The organism is Anaerofustis stercorihominis (assembly GCF_024623185.1).
Lineage (GTDB): Bacteria > Bacillota > Clostridia > Eubacteriales > Anaerofustaceae > Anaerofustis.
The window spans coordinates 1-17,707 of sequence record NZ_JANJZK010000018.1; the positions used below are offsets into that span (position 1 = coordinate 1).

Sequence of the window (17,707 nt, forward strand, 5' to 3'; positions counted from 1 at the left end):
TGTCCGATCGTTCCGATATTTACATGCGGTTTCGTTCTTTCATATTTTTCTCTTGCCATTTCTTTTCTTTCTCCTTAATCTAAATATATAATTATTCGTTTTTAAGTTTATCTAGCATACTTTGTGGCGCTGGTTCATAATGCGAGAATGTCAAAGTATGTGTACCTCTACCTTGAGTCTTACTTCTTAAATCAGTTGTATATTGGAACATTTCCGATAACGGAACAAATCCTCTAAGAGTTTGAACACCATTATTAAGTTCCATACCTTCTATTTTACCTCTTCTTGATGTCAAGTCACCCATAACATCTCCAAGGTATTCTTCAGGAACAACAACTTCGATTTTGAAGATAGGTTCAACAAGAACCGGACCTGCTTTAGCCATAGCATCTTTGAATGCCATAGAACCCGCCAATTTGAAGGCCATTTCAGATGAATCGACATCATGATATGAACCATCAACTAATCTAACTTTAACATCAAGAACTTCGTATCCGGCAACTATACCGGATTCCATTGCTCCTTGAATACCTTTGCTAACAGGTTCGATGTATTCCTTAGGAATAGCACCACCAACGATTTCGCTGACAAATTCATATCCTTTGCCTTCTTCGTTTGGTTCGATTTCAATAACAACATGACCGTATTGTCCTCTACCACCTGATTGCTTAGCATATTTGTAATCAGATCTTGCAGGTTTTGTAATTGCCTCTTTGAATGCTACCTGTGGCTTACCTACATTAGCTTCTACCTTGAATTCTCTAAGAAGTCTGTCTACGATGATTTCAAGATGAAGTTCACCCATACCTTCAATAATTGTCTGACCGGTTTCATCATCAGTCTTAAATCTGAATGTTGGGTCTTCTTCCGCTAATTTAACCAAAGCTGTAATCATTTTTTCCTGTCCCGCTTTAGTCTTAGGCTCAATAGCTACAGAGATAACAGGATCAGGGAACTCGATAGATTCAAGCAATACTTGTGAATTTTCAGCACATAAAGTATCACCTGTCGTAGTATCTTTAAGACCTACGATAGCTACGATATCACCTGTTCTGATTTCATCTATTTGTTTTCTGTCGTTGGCATGCATCCTTAAGATACGGCCAACTCTTTCTTTTCTTCCTTTTGTTGAGTTATATACATAAGAACCACTCTTAAGTGTTCCGGAATAAACTCTTGTAAATGCTAATTTACCAACAAACGGATCCGCCATGATTTTAAATGCCAATGCTGAGAATGGTTCGTCATCGCTTGGATGTCTTTCCATTTCTTCACCTGTCTTCGGATTATGACCTACCATAGCAGGAACATCAAGTGGTGAAGGCATTAAATTAACTACAGCGTCAATCAACATTTGAACACCTTTATTCTTAAATGCTGTACCGCAAAGAACAGGGATAAAATCAAGACCTATAACGCCTGCTCTTAAAGCTGTAATAATTTCTTTTTCAGAAATTTCTTCACCTTCAAGATATTTTTCCATGATTTCTTCGCTGTTTACAGAAATTTCTTCTAAAAGTTTTTCTCTGTATTCTTCAGCTTTATCTACCATATCTGCAGGGATTTCTGTTTCTTCGATATCTATACCTTCATCATCATGATAGATGAAAGCTTTCATCTTAACTAAGTCGATGATACCTACGAAATCTTCCTCTGCACCGATCGGTAATTGAATAGGCACCGGATTTGCACCAAGTCTTTCACTAATCATGTTAACAACATTATAGAAGTCAGCTCCCATAATATCCATTTTATTAATAAAAGCAATTCTTGGAACATTGTATTTATCAGCTTGTCTCCATACTGTTTCACTTTGAGGTTCAACCCCACCCTTAGCACAGAAAACAGCAACAGAGCTGTCTAGTACTCTAAGTGAACGCTGAACTTCTACTGTAAAGTCAACGTGTCCCGGTGTATCAATGATGTTTATTTCATGACCTTTCCAGTGACATGTTGTAGCGGCAGAAGTAATTGTAATACCTCTTTCCTGTTCTTGTTCCATCCAGTCCATTTGTGCTCCGCCTTCATGAGTTTCCCCAATCTTGTGGATCTTTCCTGTATAGAATAAGATTCTTTCAGTAGTAGTGGTTTTACCAGCATCGATATGAGCCATAATTCCGATATTTCTTACTTTATCTAAACTAAACTCTCTACCCATCTTTTAATCACCTTACCATTTAAAATGAGCGAAAGCTTTATTAGCATCTGCCATTTTATGAGTATCTTCTTTCTTCTTAACTGACGAACCTGTATTATTGAGTGCATCAATGATTTCAGCAGCCAGTCTTTCTTTCATTGTCTTTTCGCCCCTTGCTCTTGTATAAGTTATAAGCCATCTAAGACCTAAAGTTTGTCTTCTTTCCGGCCTGATGTCCATTGGTACTTGGTATGTTGCACCACCGACTCTTCTGGCTTTTACTTCTAATGAAGGCATAATATTATTTAAAGCTTCTTCAAAAGCTTCTAATGGATCTTTTCCTGTTTTTTCAGCTACGATGTCAAACGCACCGTAAACAATTTTTTGCGCTACTCCTTTTTTTCCGTCAAGCATAACATTGTTCAGTAACTTTGTTACTAAAACAGATTTATACATCGGATCAGGTAGCACCTCTCTCTTTGGTACTGGACCTTTTCTTGGCACTGTACTTCCCTCCTAATAATTTGAATTTTTTCATTGGTACTCGATAAGTAAAATTTATCGTTGTGCTCTATATATCACGTATATAGGTATAAGGCTTGCCTTATAGTTCAACACATTATAAATTATTTCTTAGCACCGTATTTACTTCTAGATTGTTTTCTGTCAGCAACTCCTTGAGTATCAAGTGCTCCTCTAATAATCTTATAACGTACACCCGGTAAGTCTTTTACTCTACCGCCTTTAACCATAACAACACTATGTTCTTGTAAGTTATGACCGATTCCTGGGATGTAAGCTGTAACTTCCATTCCGTTAACTAGTCTGACTCTGGCAATTTTTCTCATAGCTGAGTTTGGTTTTTTAGGTGTAGCAGTTCTTACAACTGTGCACACTCCTCTTTTTTGAGGGTTAGATTTAAGAGCAGGAGATTTAGTTTTGTAAACTAATTCTTTTCTACCTTTTCTTACTAATTGATTAACTGTTGGCATTAAACCTTATTCCTCCTTCCTCGTTTTTTAATATACAAGCAACGGCAGCATCTAAGCTGATATTGCATGCTTTGCCTAATTCTTCTTTTCTGTCCACTTCTTCTATAGCTACATGATTTTTATTACAAATTTTTACGATTTTTTCTCTTATTGCCTCGTCTGTGTCTTTAGCTAAAAACACCTTTAAAGCATTATTCTGTTCAACTGCTTTTAAAGTCTGTTTTGTGCCAACCACATGTTGTGATTTAGATATTTCATCAAGCATTTTTTCAACTCCTTCGCACAGTCAGCCTAAAAAGTGTAACAAAAAAACCTTTCAATGTCAATAAAAATCGGCATTTCAAGCATTTTTTTTACACTTATAAAAATCCGCTATAAATACTATATAATAAAAAACACTTATAAAATATATTTTATACCTTTTTAATCAAAAAAACCATATTTTTCTAATATTTTACATAATTTTTTACACTTATCAGCGTAAAAATTATACTTAAAATAAACATTCCCAGAAATGTATAATTGATTACCGATAAGTTTATTTTAAATAAGCAAAAATATACGCTGAAAAATCCAAGTATTAAATTTAGTAAACAAAATAAAATTACAAAAAAACCATTTATCTTTTTCATATCATCACCTTAATATAGAGTTTATATAAAACAAATGGTATAATTTGTAAAATATTATACTATAAAAAAATAAAGCTATATTTTATAGCTTTATTTTATATTTATTGTAGTGGTATAAACACATCCGTTTTCAACGAGATCATAATCTTTCTTATCAGTATCATTGATTATTGCATCAATATAATATTTTCCTTCAGTAAAATTTCCTGTTTCAACGTTGATGTCTTCACTTATTTCTCCGCTGACATTCTCTATGGTTTTATCAAAGACATATTTTTTATCCTTTTTGGAATATATTCCGATAAAAATTTGTGTATTTCCGTCTTCGAATATATCTTTTGCTTTAAGAGTTAACTTTAAAGTATCACCCTTGTCGAAGCTGTCACCTTCCTCTACATTGTCTATGAAAATATTGCCTTCACTAAAATCATCTTCGTCATCACCGAATAAACCGGAAAAGAATTCACCGATACCGGAGCTGTCTTTTTTGTCCTGTGTCTTATTTTCCAAACTATTTGTAATATTATTACCTGCATCTTTAACTTCTTCAGAATAATTAGAAAAAAAGAATACGATTCCACCAACTAATAGTGCAATAAGTACTAAAAATGTTATAACTACAATAATCAGATTTTTAACTGAATTGTTTTTCATTAATTTACTCCCATAATATCTCTATAATAAATTAAGTAAACAAATTCTAACATAAAAATCCATTATCTACAACAAACTTTTATTAACATGATCATAATATGTAAACTTATAAACGCTCAATGATCCTTCCGTCGGTAGAAATCGTAACGATATTCCAAGGAACAAACTTTCCGCTTTTCTTTAAAGCTTCCTTTAAGGCATGTTCGATACCTCCGCAGCATGGGACTTCCATTCTTGTAAGAGTTATACTCCTGATTTTATTTTGATTTATTATTTCATATAATTTTTCACTATAATCCACACTGTCTAATTTTGGACAGCCTATTAAAGTTATATGATCCTTTATAAAATCGCTGTGAAAATTTCCGTAAGCATAAGCACTGCAGTCTGCTGCAATCAGAAGTTTTGCATTATCAAAGTAAGGTGCATTGACGGGAGCCAGCTTTATTTGAACAGGCCACTGAGTAAGCATACTCTCAGCATTATTAGAAGTGTTGGATATATTATTAATATTTCTTACTATTTTTTTTGAATTACTTCCCGCACATCCGCATGGAAGTTTTTCACCTTGTTGTTTTTTCATCATATTTTTCTTTACAGCCTCTTCATCATATTCCAATGCTTCTCTTTCTTCAAAAGATATTGCTCCGGTAGGACAAGTTGGAAGACAGTCTCCAAGTCCGTCGCAGTAATCATCCCTTAATAATCTCGCCTTACCGTCAACCATACCTATAGCTCCTTCATGACATGCATTGACACATAACTCACATCCGTTACATTTATCTTCATCTATTTTTATTATTCTTCTTTTCATAATAATCTCCTTAAAATTATTCTTATTGATTTTGTAATGTAAGTTTACTATACTAATAATTAATAATACGTTGCATTTGCAACCAAAAGGAATAAAATATGAAAAAATATATAAATGTTTTAACCGGCTCAATTTTATTTAAAAATATAAAAGAAGAACAAATTAATGAAATTTTAAAATTGGGAGATTTTAATATAAAAGAATACGATAAAAATGAGTGTATATATCATAAAGAAGACACAGTGAAAAAATTTGGTATACTTTTATCGGGGAAAGCTTCGATAATAAAAGAAGACTACTGGGGAAATAAAAATATAGTTACAAATATAAATAAAGGAGATTTATTTGCTGAGATATTCTCCATATTATATGAAGAACCGCTGAATGTAAGCGTAGTCTCAACAGAAAATTCAAGAATACTTTTTATCAATATCAGTAATATACTAAATTCTAATAAAAGCTCTGAAGTTATAAATATATTTACAAAAAATATTTTAAGAATAATATCTAAAAAGACTTTAATATTAAACAAGAAAATAGAATACTTATCAAAAAGAAATTTAAGAGATAAAATACTTTCATTTTTATCCGATCAAGCACAGTTAAATGGAAATAAATCATTTTATATCCCATTTGACAGACAGCAAATGGCTGACTTTTTAGCAACAGACAGAAGTGCATTATCAAGAGAACTTTCAAATATTCAAAAAGAAGGATTGATCGAATATAATAAAAATCATTTTATATTAAAATAAAAAAACTAATTAAATTAAAGAAAATAAAAAACATTTAATATCCTATCATTAATTGTAATTAACACCTTTTACGGTTTTAAAGTAAAACAACACTTTTAAAACACTTATTTACTCAATGAATAAAAATAAACAGTTTGTTTTTATAAGCTGTTTTATTTTTTGTTACCTGTTAACAAATCATTTATATCTATTTTTGACATAAGGTCTTCCATTTTATCAAGATTTAAATCAGAATGTTCAAGTTCTCTTGAATACCTATAAGCGAGTTCTAATTTTGTTTCCTTTTGTATACAATTGTTATCATCAAAATTTTGTATAAAACTTTCCGCCTTACATATATTTTCCCAAATCAATGTACTTACTACAGCCATTTTTACTTTGGATAACACATCGTAATCGTACACCGCCAAGCAAAAATATATAAACACAAAATATATCATCATTTGTTCTAATTCTATATCAGAAACAACAGGAGATTTAAAATCTTTATCTGAGAAATCTCTAATAGCATTTTTCCATTTATTTAAATCTCTTCCCCATTCTTCATCTAACTTTTCCAGCTCATCCAATAAATTTAATATATTTAGTATCCCATCTTTATTTAATCCTACTTTGAGGTTGTCATTATAGGATATTTTACGAGATTTATAAACATCTAAAATATCTTCGATACCAAATATATTATCATTGTCTATTTTTTCTTGAATATGATTTGACAGATTTAAAACTTTCGCCATACGAACGTAAATATCTTCATTCCTGTTTTGCAGTATTTCTATGATTACCTTTCTGCTCTCTATAAGTGCGGAATATAAAAATATATCAAAGTCTTCATCTTCGGTACCTTCAATATCATCTTCGGTCGTTATGAATTTAACGATATTCTCATTCTCTAAAATAATTTTAGCGGCAGAAGGGCAAGAAAGCGCAAGAGAAATTTCCCTCTCATTATCATATTCTTCAATATGAGAAGGATAAGTCCTGCAGGTTTCACACATCATATCCGCACCTATTTGAATATGTATATCACAAAGATTTTTTTCATTTAAAAATGCACATCTTTTATTATGCTGTTTAAATATCCCCTCTTTCCAGTTGACAGAATTTTTAAGTCTGTTACCGAAAGGACCTTCTATACTTCTATATTCTTTAAGAGAATTTTTATCAATCACGATTTTCCAGCCCTCGCAGCAGCTTAAGGGACATTTATCAGCCAAACAATAGAATTTATCATAATAATCCGGAACTGTATATAACATACTTTCCTCCACAAATATAATTTTTATGTCATATTATACTACAATCACACTTTTTATTAAATATTAATGATGATTATATATAAATAAAATAAAAAGTCATTTATTATATAAATGACTTTTTTATGTTATGAATAATAATTAAATTTATAATAATTACTTTTATTACCAAAACTAATTAAATACCTATATTATCTACAGCATTTCTTACATGGAGTATACCCCATGTTTTTTGCCTTTGATAAAGTGGTTTTTATAGGATGTCTGACACAAGAACTTTTCGCATGATATTTTTTTCCTGTCCTTGTTATATATACAACGCTGCCGACATTATTACTGCCAGAAGGTTTCTTGATTTTCCCCGATCTGACTGGTTTCGTAAAAGGACTTTTGCCTGATGAATTTACAGCTCTTACTTTATAATAATATTTCTTCCCTGTCTTTACCTTTTTATCTGTGTACTTATTGAATTTTATCGTCTTTATCTTTTTATATTTGCTGGATTTCATCGTGGAACGATAAATCTCATATTTTTTAGCATTCTTTGACTTTTTAAAAGATATTTTTACTTTCTTAACTCCGGCTTTTGCTTTAAGTTTTGCAGGCTTTGCAGGTTTCTGTTCCTTAACGGCTGCATATACATTCTTTTTATTTATATATCTTTCACTACCTGCATTTATAACAGGAACGAAAGAAAATGCAAACATACACATGACTAAAACACATACAAATTTCTTTACTGTTTTCATAATTTCTCCCCTTTTAAATAATATTTGTATTATTATTTTAGCACATATTCCGACAAATCCAAATAAAAAGAGCCCCTTAAGGACTCCTTATTTATGCTGTTTTATCTTACTAATCCACTCTTTTATCACCGATAAAGAACAAAGCAACGGTACCCGGACCGGTGTGAGAACCTATTGTGGTTCCTACACTGTTAATGATTACCCTGCCGTCTAACTCAGGAAATTTATCTTCTATCTTTTCGGCTACGATTTTTGCATCTTCGATACAGTTCGAATGGGATATATAGCATTTACCGCTGTATTTAAGTCCGCCCTCAGCATGCTCTTCCATTCTTTTAACAATTTCTTCGATTACTCTTTTTTTGCCTCTATACTTACTTCTTGGTATCAATTTACCGTCAAAGCTCATATTCAAAAGAGGACAAATCTTTAAAGCCGTACCAAATATAGCAGATGTACGGGATATCCTTCCTCCTCTGAAATAACTTGTTAAATCCGTTGAGAAAAACCAATGATGGATATTTAATCTATTTTCCTCTACCCATTTTGTCAATTCGTCTATATTTAGTCCTTTTTTTTGTTTTTCCCTTGCCAGTGTCACAAGCAACCCATATCCCGAAGAGGCTCCCAGAGAATCTACAACTATGACTTTCCTTTCGGGATACTTTTTATTCATCATATCTTTAGCTATGTTTGCTGAATTTATCGTTCCGCTTATACCGCTGGATAATGTGATATGGAGGACATCTTTGCCATTTTTTAGTATGGGTTCAAACAGTTCCACATATTCCTCGGGACTTATTTGTGAAGTCGTAGGCACAGCTCCGTCAGAAATCATTTTATAAAATTTATCAAATGGAATACTTTTACCTAAATCGTCTGCATAGGTTTTACCGTCCAATATATAATGAAAATATGCAAGAGGTATATCATTTTCTTTAAAAAATTCCTCACTCATATCAGCAGTTGAGCAGCATGTAATTATATAATCACTCATTATTATACGTCCTTTCTTATAAAAATGTTAGTTAGAACTAATTATTATTATAGCATAAAGGAAATAAAAGGAAAATAATATGTAATGAAATACTTTTATTTTTTATTAACTCTAAAATATCCCCATAAATATATTTTTATTTTTAATAATAAAAAAAAATAGTTAATTATTCTTATTCCATATTTACATAAATACAAAGGATTATCATATACATTTAACATGAAAAATTTTATTAACGACACCAAAGAAAAATTAACAAAGTCTCTTCAGCTTCCCGAAGAAATACTTTTAGAAAAACTTAATATAGAAATCATGGGCAATGAGAAAATGAATATCATAAACCATAAAGGAATTATATACTACAGCCCCGAAAACATAAGGATAAATACGTCTTCCGGGCTATTATCAATCAACGGAAAAGATTTACTATTATCCACTCTAATAAGTGAAGAACTGATTATAGAAGGTCAGATAACATCAATCGAATACATCATATAGGAGTAAACTATGCTTATTTTAAAATTCTATCATTATATTATGGGATATTACCTAGTAGAGATAAAAGGACTCCATCCCGAAAAATATATCAATTTAATTAATCACAATAACATATCCATTTGGGATATAAAGAAACTTGATAAAACAACATTAGTATTTAAAATCATGCTGACAGATTTTGAAAAAGCCGAACGGATTGCAAAAAGAGCTCAATACATAATAGAAATTAAAAATGAATATGGTAAAAAGTCTGTTTTGGGGTCACTAAAAAAAAGAAGAGTTTTTATTTTTAGTGCCTTTTTAATTTCTGCTATTATTTTTGCTTTCTCTTTTTTCATTTGGGATATTAAAATAATAGGAACGGACAGGATAGACAGAAACGATATATTAAGCACACTGGAAGATGCGGGATTTAAAGAAGGATGCTATAAATACGGAGTAGATAAAAAAGAGATATCAAAAGTGTTATTAAACACATACCATGATTTATCCGATGTGACAATAGATTATAAAGGAACACAGGCTAACATCAAACTCGTTGAAAAAAATACACCTATAAAAAAATTTAACAAATCAAAAGCAGTAGATTTGGTTGCAGGCAAAGGCGGAAAAATAGAAAGCATAATTGCCTATAATGGTATAAAAAAAGTAAAAAAAGGTGATAAAGTAAAAAAAGGCAGTTTACTTATAAGCGGTAAAATCAAATACGAAGGAAAAGAAGGCGATATAAAACATTATTACATCCACGCCATGGGAGATGTTTTTATAAACACCACTTACACTTATAAAGATATAATAATTAATCCATATGTTATAAAGGACAGTGACGAGTTCACAAAAGAAACTGCTTATTCATTTAAAAACAGGACCATTAACTATAAAAAAACTGTAGCAAACAAGAGCTATATCGGAGTAAAAGAAGAAAAAAAGAAAGTAAAAATACTTTTTATCCCCATACCTATAGAGCAAAGTACGACAAAATGGTATAATATAAACAATTTAGAGAAAAAAGACAAAAATCAGATAAAAAAAGAAGTCATAGATGTGTTAAATAAAACCCAAAATATTGACAAAGACAACATAGTTGATATATATTTAAGTATTGATACATTAGATAACAATTATTACAGTATCACTGCGAAAGTGAAAATAAAAGAAAATATAGTAGAAGAAAGACAAATAAACAAAAAATAAGGAGATTTAATTGGAAAATTTCACTATAAATCTTGAAATGCCGAAAGAAATCGAGGATATCGTCTTGGTTTTCGGCAGTAATGACAAATATATAAAGTCTACAGAGGAGCATTTTAATGTCAAAATCACACTTAGAGATAATGTCATAAAAATCCAAGGTGAAGAAGAAACGAATGTATCCAAGGCAAAGGAACTTATCGGATGTATGATAAACAGAGTAAACGAAAATACAGCCATTACGGATCAAACATTCAATTATCTTCTAAGCTTAATAGAAGAAAACAAAAAAAACATATCAAATTTTGATCAGGTAATATGTTATACATTCAAAGGTAAACCAATAAAGACAAAGACTATAGGACAAAGTGCGTTTATTAATGCAACAAAAAGAAACGACATAGTATTTTCGATAGGACCTGCAGGAACAGGTAAGACTTATCTTGCAGTCGCACTTGCGGTAAAAGCATTAAAAAACGGTGATGTTTCCAGAATAATACTTACAAGACCGGCAGTAGAGGCGGGAGAAAGCCTCGGATTTTTACCGGGAGATTTAAAAGAAAAAATAGACCCTTATTTAAAACCTTTATATGACGCACTGTTTGAGATAATGGGAAGTGAGTCTTATGAACGAAATACAGCGAGAGGACATATAGAAATAGCTCCTCTTGCTTATATGAGAGGAAGGACACTTAATGATTCCTTCATTATATTGGATGAAGCACAAAACACGACGAAAGAACAAATGAAGATGTTTTTAACCAGACTTGGAGAAGGCTCAAAAGCAGTTGTGACAGGAGATGTGACCCAAGTCGATTTACCGAGCGGTAAAAAATCGGGACTTATATATTCGGAAAGGATACTAAATAAAGTTGAAGGAGTGGACTTTGTACATCTAACAAAAAAAGACGTTGTAAGAAACCCTTTAGTACAAAGGATCATAGAAGCTTATGAAACATACGAAACAAAAAAACAAAGAGACTAATATTTCTATTTTCTTCGAAAACATGAAAACCAACAGGAAAGTTAAATTATCCATTGCCGTAATATTCTTTATTTTGGCATTTATTTTAACTTTCATAAGTTCTATCCCTCAAAGATACGATTTGGAAGTTGGACAAGTTGCTTCGGAAGACATCATTGCACCCAGAAAAATAGTAAATACTTCTCTTACAAACAGTTTAAAAGATCAGGCAGTAAGTCAGACACCAAACGTTTATGACTATATCCCGGGGACAAAAGAATCTGTTGAAACTAATATAAATAAGTTATTTAAAGAAATAACAAATATAAAAGATAAAGATTTGACAGATGAGAACATTAAGATATACAATTCAAAATCAGGGATAGATTTAACAAAGGAAACTTATCAAGCACTTATAAAGCAAGATGCAGCTTCATTAAAGCAAATAAAAAAAGATATATTATCCTTACTGGATAACCTTTATAAAGATGAAGTCATATCCGACAGTATGAATACTTATTATAAGAAAATAAATAAGCATTATACTTCATCATCATTTAATCACGAAGTAAGCGAAGCCTTAAAGGAAGTGGTTAAAAACAGTTTAAAGGCAAATATGGTTTTAAACGAAGATGCTACTAACCAAGCTAAATTAAATGCAAAAAATGCGGTTGAAGATATTACTTACGAACCCGGCGAGGTTATAATCAAAAAAGGAGACATCATAACCCAAAATCAGATAAATGTACTAAAAGAAGGCTCACTGATAAGAAGCGGCATTTTTGATGATTATAACAGTATAATAGGGATCGCGGCAATGCTTCTGTTCCTAATGTTGGTATACATTTTATATTTAAGGACTTTTCATAAAGATATATTCTACAATAATAAAATGCTGGCATTGATAGCATGTCAGTTCCTGCTTATGATAGTACTAGCTCAGCTGGCAAGCTTATTTAATATATATTTGATACCCGTGTCAATTATGAGTATGACTTTATGTATACTTTTAAGTCCGAGAATAGCAATTAATACAAACGTATTTATAGTTTTATTCTTATCCGTAGCACTGGATATCAATACCGAAGCAATAGTGTTCTTACTATTATCGGGATTTGTAGGGATATTATATATGCAAAGAGTCCAGGAAAGAAGCAAAATATACAAAGCTGCCATAATAGTAAGTGCGGCTAATATGATAATAGTACTTATATATAGTATACTAAGAAATACTCTTGGAGTGAGCATGGTATATAACATAATGTATGCGGGTATAAACGGAGTACTTTCAGGCGTAGTTTCAATGGGCATGATGTTATTTTGGGAATATATATTCAATATACTTACCCCATTCAAACTCCTTGAATTGTCAAGCCCTACAAATGAACTTATGAGAAAACTTATAACGGGAGCACCGGGGACTTATCACCACTGTCTGCTCGTAGGTAACCTTGCACAGGAGGCATGCAGCGAAATAGGTGCAAACGGACTATTGGCAAGAGTCGGAGCATATTACCATGATATCGGTAAGTGTGAAAAACCTTTATTCTTCAGTGAAAATCAGCAGCACGGGAATAATCCACATGACCATTTAGACCCTAACGTATCCGTCAGGATAATAAAAAATCATGTAAGCGACGGAGTATACCTTGCAAACAAATACAGATTACCAAGAGAAATAATAGATTTTATAAAAACCCACCACGGAGATGCACTAATTCAATTTTTCTATTACAAAGAAAAAAGCAGAGGTGTTGAGCCTGATATAAAAACTTATTCATATGACGGACCAAGACCAACGACAATAGAAACATCCGTTGTCTTGCTGTCAGACGGAGTCGAAGCCGCAGTCAAGAGCCTCGATACCGGCAACAAAGAAGCAATTAGAGCTATGATAGATAAAATAGTAAGCAGTAAAATAGCTGATCACCAGCTTGACAATTCACCGCTTAAAATGCAGGACATAGATGTAATAAAGAAGACCTTTTTCAGAGTATTAACAGGGGTATATCATGAAAGAGTGCAGTACCCCGAACAGGAAAAAAGTATCAATACAACAAAGTAACAAAAGAGGTAACAATAAACATGATAGAAACCGAAGTACTATTTGACAACAGAAGCGGCAAAGATGTAAGCGAAGAAACTTATAATAAAATTGAACTTGCGATAAACAAAACATTGGAATATGAAAACTTTACAAAACCGTCTCAGGTAAGTGTTTCACTTGTAAACGGCGAAGAGATAAAAACACTAAACAATTACTATAGGAATATAGATAAAACAACCGATGTTTTATCTTTTCCTATGGATGATGATGAATTCGAAGACGAAGTAATTATTCTCGGAGATGTTGTTTTATGCTTAGACAAAGCAAAGGAACAATCCATAGAATTCAAACACAGTTTAGACAGGGAAATATGTTATTTGACCGTTCATTCGACACTTCATCTTTTAGGCTTTGACCATATGGAAGAAGAAGAAAAAAAAGAAATGCGTGAGCATGAAGAAAAAGTGATGAATATTTTAGACTTACCTAAAGAATAAGGAGTAGATATGATAAGACATATAAAAAGACTATTTAAAAGCTTTAGATATGCTTGGCATGGCGTTCAATATAATTTCAGGACACAGCAAAATTTTAAAATACACTGCACATGTGCGGTGCTAGCAATATTGGGAGCGATTTTTCTAAAATTCTCTTATTTTGAATGGATCGCACTTGGATTTACTATATTTTTAGTAATAATACTGGAAGCGGTAAATACTGCAATAGAAGAAGCTGTAAACTGTGCAACAAAAGAAATGAACGAAAATGCAAAGAGAGCAAAAGACTCAGCCGCATGTGCAGTCTTGATAGGTGCTTTTATGGCGGTTTTAATGGGCGCGGTACTTTATATACCAAAAATAATAAATTTAATACGAGGATAATCAATGAACAATAATTTTAAAAGCGGATTTATATCAATAGTGGGCAGAACGAACGTAGGAAAATCTACACTTCTTAATTTACTACTGGGACAAAAAATATCAATAGTCTCAAACAGACCTCAAACCACAAGAAACAATATAAGATGTATAAGAACAACTGATTCTTCACAAATGGTATTTATCGATACCCCCGGATTTCATAAACCCAAAAGCAAATTATCCGATTACATGGTAGAAGTAGCGGGAGAATCCTATAAAGAAGTAGATGTCATTCTATTTTTAGTGGAAGAAGATACAACAATAGGAAAAGGAGATGAATTTTTAATTGAAAAATTAAGAAAAGAAAAAACTCCGGTGATCCTCGTAATAAACAAGATAGATAAGATAACAAAAGATGAAATACTGGGAAAAATAAAATTATATGAAAAGTATGATTTTATTAAAGAAATAGTACCGATAAGTGCTATAAAAGGCGAAAACATCAACGAACTAGTAGAAGTAATACAAAAATATCTACCTATAGGACCTATGTATTTCCCCGAAGATATGGTAACGGACAGAAGCGAAAGATTTGTAATAAGCGAACTTATCAGAGAAAAGATCCTGCGCTCTTTAAAAGAAGAAATACCTCACGGGACAGCCGTAGAAATAATGTTAATGAAAAAAAGAGATAACAAAGATCTCTACGATATAGAAGCAAATATCTATACGGAAAGAGAAAATCATAAAAGGATCATCATAGGTAAAAACGGTTCGATGCTTAAGAAAATCGGCTCTTCATCGAGAAAAGAAATCGAAGAAATGCTCGGTACTAAGGTAAATCTTAAGCTTTGGGTGAAGGTTAAAGATGAATGGAGAGACAAGCCTAATATTTTAAATTCTCTCGGATATAACAAAAAGGATGAGCTGTAAAATATGAGTGCAATAAAGTATGAACTTATTAAAGAAGATAAACGAAGCGGAGCCAGAGTCGGGAAGATAATAACTCCTCACGGGGAGATACCGACTCCTATTTTTATGCCGGTAGGGACCAGAGCTACAGTCAAAGCAATGCTCCCCGAAAGTTTAAAAGAGATAAATGCAAAAATAATCCTCGGAAATACATATCATCTATATTTAAGACCAGGAGATGATATAATAAAAGAAGCAGGCGGACTTCATAATTTTATGAATTGGGACAGACCTATTCTTACCGACAGCGGAGGGTTTCAAGTATTTTCACTAAGTAAAACAAATGATATTACAGAAGAGGGGGTTACATTCAGAAGTCATATAGACGGAAGCCGTCATTTTATAAGCCCTGAAAAATCAATGGAGATACAAAATAATTTAGGTTCAGACATTATGATGGCATTCGATGAATGTGTTCCTTACGGAGCAGATAAAAAATATACAAAAGACTCCCTTGAAATGACTACAAGATGGGCAAAAAGATGTAAAGAAGCACATAAAAACACTGAGAACCAAGGACTCTTTGGCATCGTACAAGGAGGAATGTTCAAAGATTTAAGAAAACAATCAGCAGAGCAGTTGATAGATTTGGATTTTCCAGGATATGCACTGGGAGGACTAAGTGTCGGAGAACCCATGGATATGATGTTTGATTTACTGGATTATACAACTCCCCTGCTTCCCAAAGGTAAGCCTAGATATTTGATGGGTGTAGGAAGCCCTGATGCGCTTTTAGAAGGAGTTAAAAGCGGTATAGATATGTTTGACTGCGTACTGCAAACAAGAATGGCAAGAAACGGGACAGCACTTACAAGTAATGGGAAAGTAACTCTTAAAAATGCAAAATATAAAGAAGACTTTACTCCTTTGGACAGTAAATGCGACTGTTATGTATGCAGGAATTATACAAAAGCATACTTAAGACATTTGGTAATATGCAAAGAGATACTCTCCAGTATGTTGGTAAGCTATCATAATCTATATTTTACTTTGAAACTTATGGAAAATATGAGAAATGCTATAATGAATGATAGATTTTTGGAATTTAAGCATGAGTTTGAGAAAGAATATGGTATAATATAAAAATAAAAAGCGAGGATAGAAAATTATGGGACAAGATTTTATAGTGATGATTGGCATTATTGTCGTTCTATTTGGAATAACATATTTTATGACAATCAGACCACAACAAAAAAGGTTTAAAGAACATCAAAATTTACTTAACGAATTAAAAAACGGCGATGAAGTAATGACTGCCGGAGGCTTTATAGGAAAAGTAGTAAGTGTAGAAGAAGATACTGCCGTAATAGCATTGGAACCTGACGGGATTAATGCCAAAATCAACAGACAATCAATAGTCTCTAATATGACACAAAATAAAACAGTAGACTAAAAAAGACGCCTAAGCGTCTTTTTTTATGCAAATAAATCTCCTCTTACTATCCTTTTGGTCCATCTTAAAAAGGTCTGGTAAGAAACATTAAGTTTCTCAGCTGCATCTCTTGAAGAAACCTGCCCGTTTTTCCATAAATCATATAAAGAGAAAAACTCATCGGGAACATCAAGCCTTGGTCTGCCAAATTTAACACCTTTTTCCTTAGCTATTTTTATTCCTTCTTTTTGTCTTTGTTTTATGTTTTCTCTTTCCGACTGTGCAACGTAACTTAGAAGCTGAAGAACTATATCGGCAATCAACGTTCCGGTCAAATCCCTGCCTTCTCTGGTATCCAAAAGAGGCATATCCATAACGACGATATCAATATCTCTCTCTTTAGTAAGTATTCTCCACTGGTCTAAAATCTCATCATAATTTCTGCCAAGCCTATCAATACTCTTAACTACCAGAACATCACCTTTCTTCATTTTTTTAAGTAACTTTATATAGTTAGGTCTATTGAAGTTTTTACCGCTTATTTTATCTACTATGATGTTCTTTTCTTCGATAGGAAAATTCCTCATAGCTTCAATCTGCCTAGCTATATTCTGCTCTTTTGTTGACACCCTCACATAACCATAAATTTTCATGTTAAAATACCTCCATTTAATTTTTTTCCTAAATTAGGAAATTTATTCATATGAAGATACATAAGATATTAATAAAAGGAAATCACCTCACCCTAACCCTAACAACCCTAGAAAAACTAGACTTATACTTTCCGCTAACTCCCCTTACCTTATAATAATAAACC

20 protein-coding genes are annotated in these 17,707 nt (G+C 32.2%); 10 read left to right on the forward strand and 10 right to left on the reverse strand.

Going from position 1 to position 17,707, the window contains the following annotated elements; genetic code table 11:
• Positions 1-91: 91 nt before the first annotated feature.
• From fusA to NSA01_RS08885, 6 genes are all read right to left on the reverse strand, one after another.
• The gene (fusA, locus tag NSA01_RS08860; protein ID WP_257481110.1) at positions 92-2,158 is read right to left on the reverse strand and encodes an elongation factor G; all 2,067 of its coding nucleotides are present in this window, start codon (positions 2,156-2,158) and stop codon (positions 92-94) included.
• A 12-nt stretch (positions 2,159-2,170) separates the two neighbouring features.
• Positions 2,171-2,641, reverse strand: a complete 471-nt coding sequence (gene rpsG, locus NSA01_RS08865; RefSeq protein WP_257481111.1) for a 30S ribosomal protein S7 — start codon at positions 2,639-2,641, stop codon at positions 2,171-2,173.
• Between the two features lie 122 nt (positions 2,642-2,763).
• Positions 2,764-3,129 carry a 30S ribosomal protein S12 gene (gene rpsL, locus NSA01_RS08870; protein ID WP_007048810.1) on the reverse strand — a complete coding sequence of 122 codons (366 nt, stop codon included), beginning with the start codon at positions 3,127-3,129 and terminating at the stop codon, positions 2,764-2,766.
• A complete protein-coding gene (locus tag NSA01_RS08875) occupies positions 3,116-3,394 on the reverse strand; it encodes a ribosomal L7Ae/L30e/S12e/Gadd45 family protein (protein WP_007048809.1) in 279 nt (92 codons plus the stop codon). Before NSA01_RS08875 ends, rpsL begins: the two co-directional genes overlap by 14 nt.
• 457 nt (positions 3,395-3,851) lie before the next feature.
• Positions 3,852-4,415: a hypothetical protein gene (locus NSA01_RS08880; RefSeq protein ID WP_257481112.1), complete on the reverse strand. Its 564-nt coding sequence runs from the start codon at positions 4,413-4,415 to the stop codon at positions 3,852-3,854.
• Between the two features lie 106 nt (positions 4,416-4,521).
• Positions 4,522-5,229, reverse strand: coding sequence for an ATP-binding protein (locus NSA01_RS08885; RefSeq protein WP_257481113.1), 708 nt, complete (start codon positions 5,227-5,229; stop codon positions 4,522-4,524).
• A 98-nt stretch (positions 5,230-5,327) separates the two neighbouring features.
• Here NSA01_RS08885 and NSA01_RS08890 point away from each other — a divergent pair, with 98 nt between their 5' ends.
• Complete coding sequence (locus NSA01_RS08890; RefSeq protein ID WP_257481114.1) at positions 5,328-5,984, forward strand: Crp/Fnr family transcriptional regulator; 657 nt, start codon at positions 5,328-5,330, stop codon at positions 5,982-5,984.
• Positions 5,985-6,136: 152 nt separating this feature from the next.
• On the opposite strand, the gene fliB is transcribed toward NSA01_RS08890, so the two are convergent.
• The 3 genes from fliB to NSA01_RS08905 form a co-directional block, all read right to left on the reverse strand.
• A complete protein-coding gene (gene fliB / locus NSA01_RS08895) occupies positions 6,137-7,243 on the reverse strand; it encodes a flagellin lysine-N-methylase (RefSeq protein ID WP_257481115.1) in 1,107 nt (368 codons plus the stop codon).
• Positions 7,244-7,431: 188 nt separating this feature from the next.
• Positions 7,432-7,989: a hypothetical protein gene (locus tag NSA01_RS08900; protein WP_257481116.1), complete on the reverse strand. Its 558-nt coding sequence runs from the start codon at positions 7,987-7,989 to the stop codon at positions 7,432-7,434.
• A 109-nt stretch (positions 7,990-8,098) separates the two neighbouring features.
• A complete protein-coding gene (locus NSA01_RS08905) occupies positions 8,099-8,986 on the reverse strand; it encodes a DegV family protein (protein ID WP_257481117.1) in 888 nt (295 codons plus the stop codon).
• Between the two features lie 219 nt (positions 8,987-9,205).
• Here NSA01_RS08905 and yqfC point away from each other — a divergent pair, with 219 nt between their 5' ends.
• The 9 genes from yqfC to yajC are packed head-to-tail and all read left to right on the forward strand — an operon-like array spanning position 9,206 to position 16,911.
• Complete coding sequence (gene yqfC / locus NSA01_RS08910; protein ID WP_257481118.1) at positions 9,206-9,484, forward strand: sporulation protein YqfC; 279 nt, start codon at positions 9,206-9,208, stop codon at positions 9,482-9,484.
• A gap of 9 nt (positions 9,485-9,493) precedes the next feature.
• A complete protein-coding gene (locus tag NSA01_RS08915; RefSeq protein WP_257481119.1) occupies positions 9,494-10,678 on the forward strand; it encodes a sporulation protein YqfD in 1,185 nt (394 codons plus the stop codon).
• Positions 10,679-10,715: 37 nt separating this feature from the next.
• Entirely contained in the window at positions 10,716-11,660 is a 945-nt protein-coding gene (locus NSA01_RS08920; RefSeq protein WP_257481127.1) for a PhoH family protein, read from the forward strand.
• Positions 11,626-13,704, forward strand: coding sequence for an HD family phosphohydrolase (locus tag NSA01_RS08925; RefSeq protein WP_257481120.1), 2,079 nt, complete (start codon positions 11,626-11,628; stop codon positions 13,702-13,704). Before NSA01_RS08920 ends, NSA01_RS08925 begins: the two co-directional genes overlap by 35 nt.
• Positions 13,705-13,724: 20 nt before the next feature.
• Positions 13,725-14,183 (forward strand): rRNA maturation RNase YbeY, encoded by a 459-nt coding sequence (gene ybeY, locus NSA01_RS08930; RefSeq protein WP_257481121.1) that lies wholly within the window; start codon positions 13,725-13,727, stop codon positions 14,181-14,183.
• A 9-nt stretch (positions 14,184-14,192) separates the two neighbouring features.
• Complete coding sequence (locus NSA01_RS08935) at positions 14,193-14,567, forward strand: diacylglycerol kinase family protein (protein ID WP_257481122.1); 375 nt, start codon at positions 14,193-14,195, stop codon at positions 14,565-14,567.
• A gap of 3 nt (positions 14,568-14,570) precedes the next feature.
• On the forward strand, positions 14,571-15,479 hold the full coding sequence (gene era / locus NSA01_RS08940) for a GTPase Era (RefSeq protein WP_257481123.1): 909 nt from the start codon (positions 14,571-14,573) through the stop codon (positions 15,477-15,479).
• A 3-nt stretch (positions 15,480-15,482) separates the two neighbouring features.
• Positions 15,483-16,601 carry a tRNA guanosine(34) transglycosylase Tgt gene (gene tgt / locus NSA01_RS08945; RefSeq protein ID WP_257481124.1) on the forward strand — a complete coding sequence of 373 codons (1,119 nt, stop codon included), beginning with the start codon at positions 15,483-15,485 and terminating at the stop codon, positions 16,599-16,601.
• Between the two features lie 25 nt (positions 16,602-16,626).
• Entirely contained in the window at positions 16,627-16,911 is a 285-nt protein-coding gene (gene yajC / locus NSA01_RS08950) for a preprotein translocase subunit YajC (protein ID WP_257481125.1), read from the forward strand.
• 23 nt (positions 16,912-16,934) lie between these two features.
• Here yajC and NSA01_RS08955 read toward each other — a convergent pair whose 3' ends face one another.
• Positions 16,935-17,543 (reverse strand): recombinase family protein, encoded by a 609-nt coding sequence (locus NSA01_RS08955; RefSeq protein WP_257481126.1) that lies wholly within the window; start codon positions 17,541-17,543, stop codon positions 16,935-16,937.
• Between the last annotated feature and the right edge of the window lie 164 nt (positions 17,544-17,707).

Coding starts and splice junctions, on each gene's coding strand:
- NSA01_RS08890 (WP_257481114.1), top strand. CDS start 5,328: ATGAAAAAATATATAAATGTTTTAACCGGCTCAATTTTATTTAAAAAT.
- NSA01_RS08925 (WP_257481120.1), top strand. CDS start 11,626: ATGAAACATACGAAACAAAAAAACAAAGAGACTAATATTTCTATTTTC.
- tgt (WP_257481124.1), top strand. CDS start 15,483: ATGAGTGCAATAAAGTATGAACTTATTAAAGAAGATAAACGAAGCGGA.
- NSA01_RS08905 (WP_257481117.1), bottom strand. CDS start 8,986: ATGAGTGATTATATAATTACATGCTGCTCAACTGCTGATATGAGTGAG.
- NSA01_RS08935 (WP_257481122.1), top strand. CDS start 14,193: ATGATAAGACATATAAAAAGACTATTTAAAAGCTTTAGATATGCTTGG.
- yqfC (WP_257481118.1), top strand. CDS start 9,206: ATGAAAAATTTTATTAACGACACCAAAGAAAAATTAACAAAGTCTCTT.
- fliB (WP_257481115.1), bottom strand. CDS start 7,243: ATGTTATATACAGTTCCGGATTATTATGATAAATTCTATTGTTTGGCT.
- yajC (WP_257481125.1), top strand. CDS start 16,627: ATGGGACAAGATTTTATAGTGATGATTGGCATTATTGTCGTTCTATTT.
- NSA01_RS08915 (WP_257481119.1), top strand. CDS start 9,494: ATGCTTATTTTAAAATTCTATCATTATATTATGGGATATTACCTAGTA.
- ybeY (WP_257481121.1), top strand. CDS start 13,725: ATGATAGAAACCGAAGTACTATTTGACAACAGAAGCGGCAAAGATGTA.
- NSA01_RS08955 (WP_257481126.1), bottom strand. CDS start 17,543: ATGAAAATTTATGGTTATGTGAGGGTGTCAACAAAAGAGCAGAATATA.
- NSA01_RS08885 (WP_257481113.1), bottom strand. CDS start 5,229: ATGAAAAGAAGAATAATAAAAATAGATGAAGATAAATGTAACGGATGT.
- fusA (WP_257481110.1), bottom strand. CDS start 2,158: ATGGGTAGAGAGTTTAGTTTAGATAAAGTAAGAAATATCGGAATTATG.
- NSA01_RS08920 (WP_257481127.1), top strand. CDS start 10,716: ATGCCGAAAGAAATCGAGGATATCGTCTTGGTTTTCGGCAGTAATGAC.
- NSA01_RS08875 (WP_007048809.1), bottom strand. CDS start 3,394: ATGCTTGATGAAATATCTAAATCACAACATGTGGTTGGCACAAAACAG.
- era (WP_257481123.1), top strand. CDS start 14,571: ATGAACAATAATTTTAAAAGCGGATTTATATCAATAGTGGGCAGAACG.
- NSA01_RS08880 (WP_257481112.1), bottom strand. CDS start 4,415: ATGAAAAACAATTCAGTTAAAAATCTGATTATTGTAGTTATAACATTT.
- rpsL (WP_007048810.1), bottom strand. CDS start 3,129: ATGCCAACAGTTAATCAATTAGTAAGAAAAGGTAGAAAAGAATTAGTT.
- NSA01_RS08900 (WP_257481116.1), bottom strand. CDS start 7,989: ATGAAAACAGTAAAGAAATTTGTATGTGTTTTAGTCATGTGTATGTTT.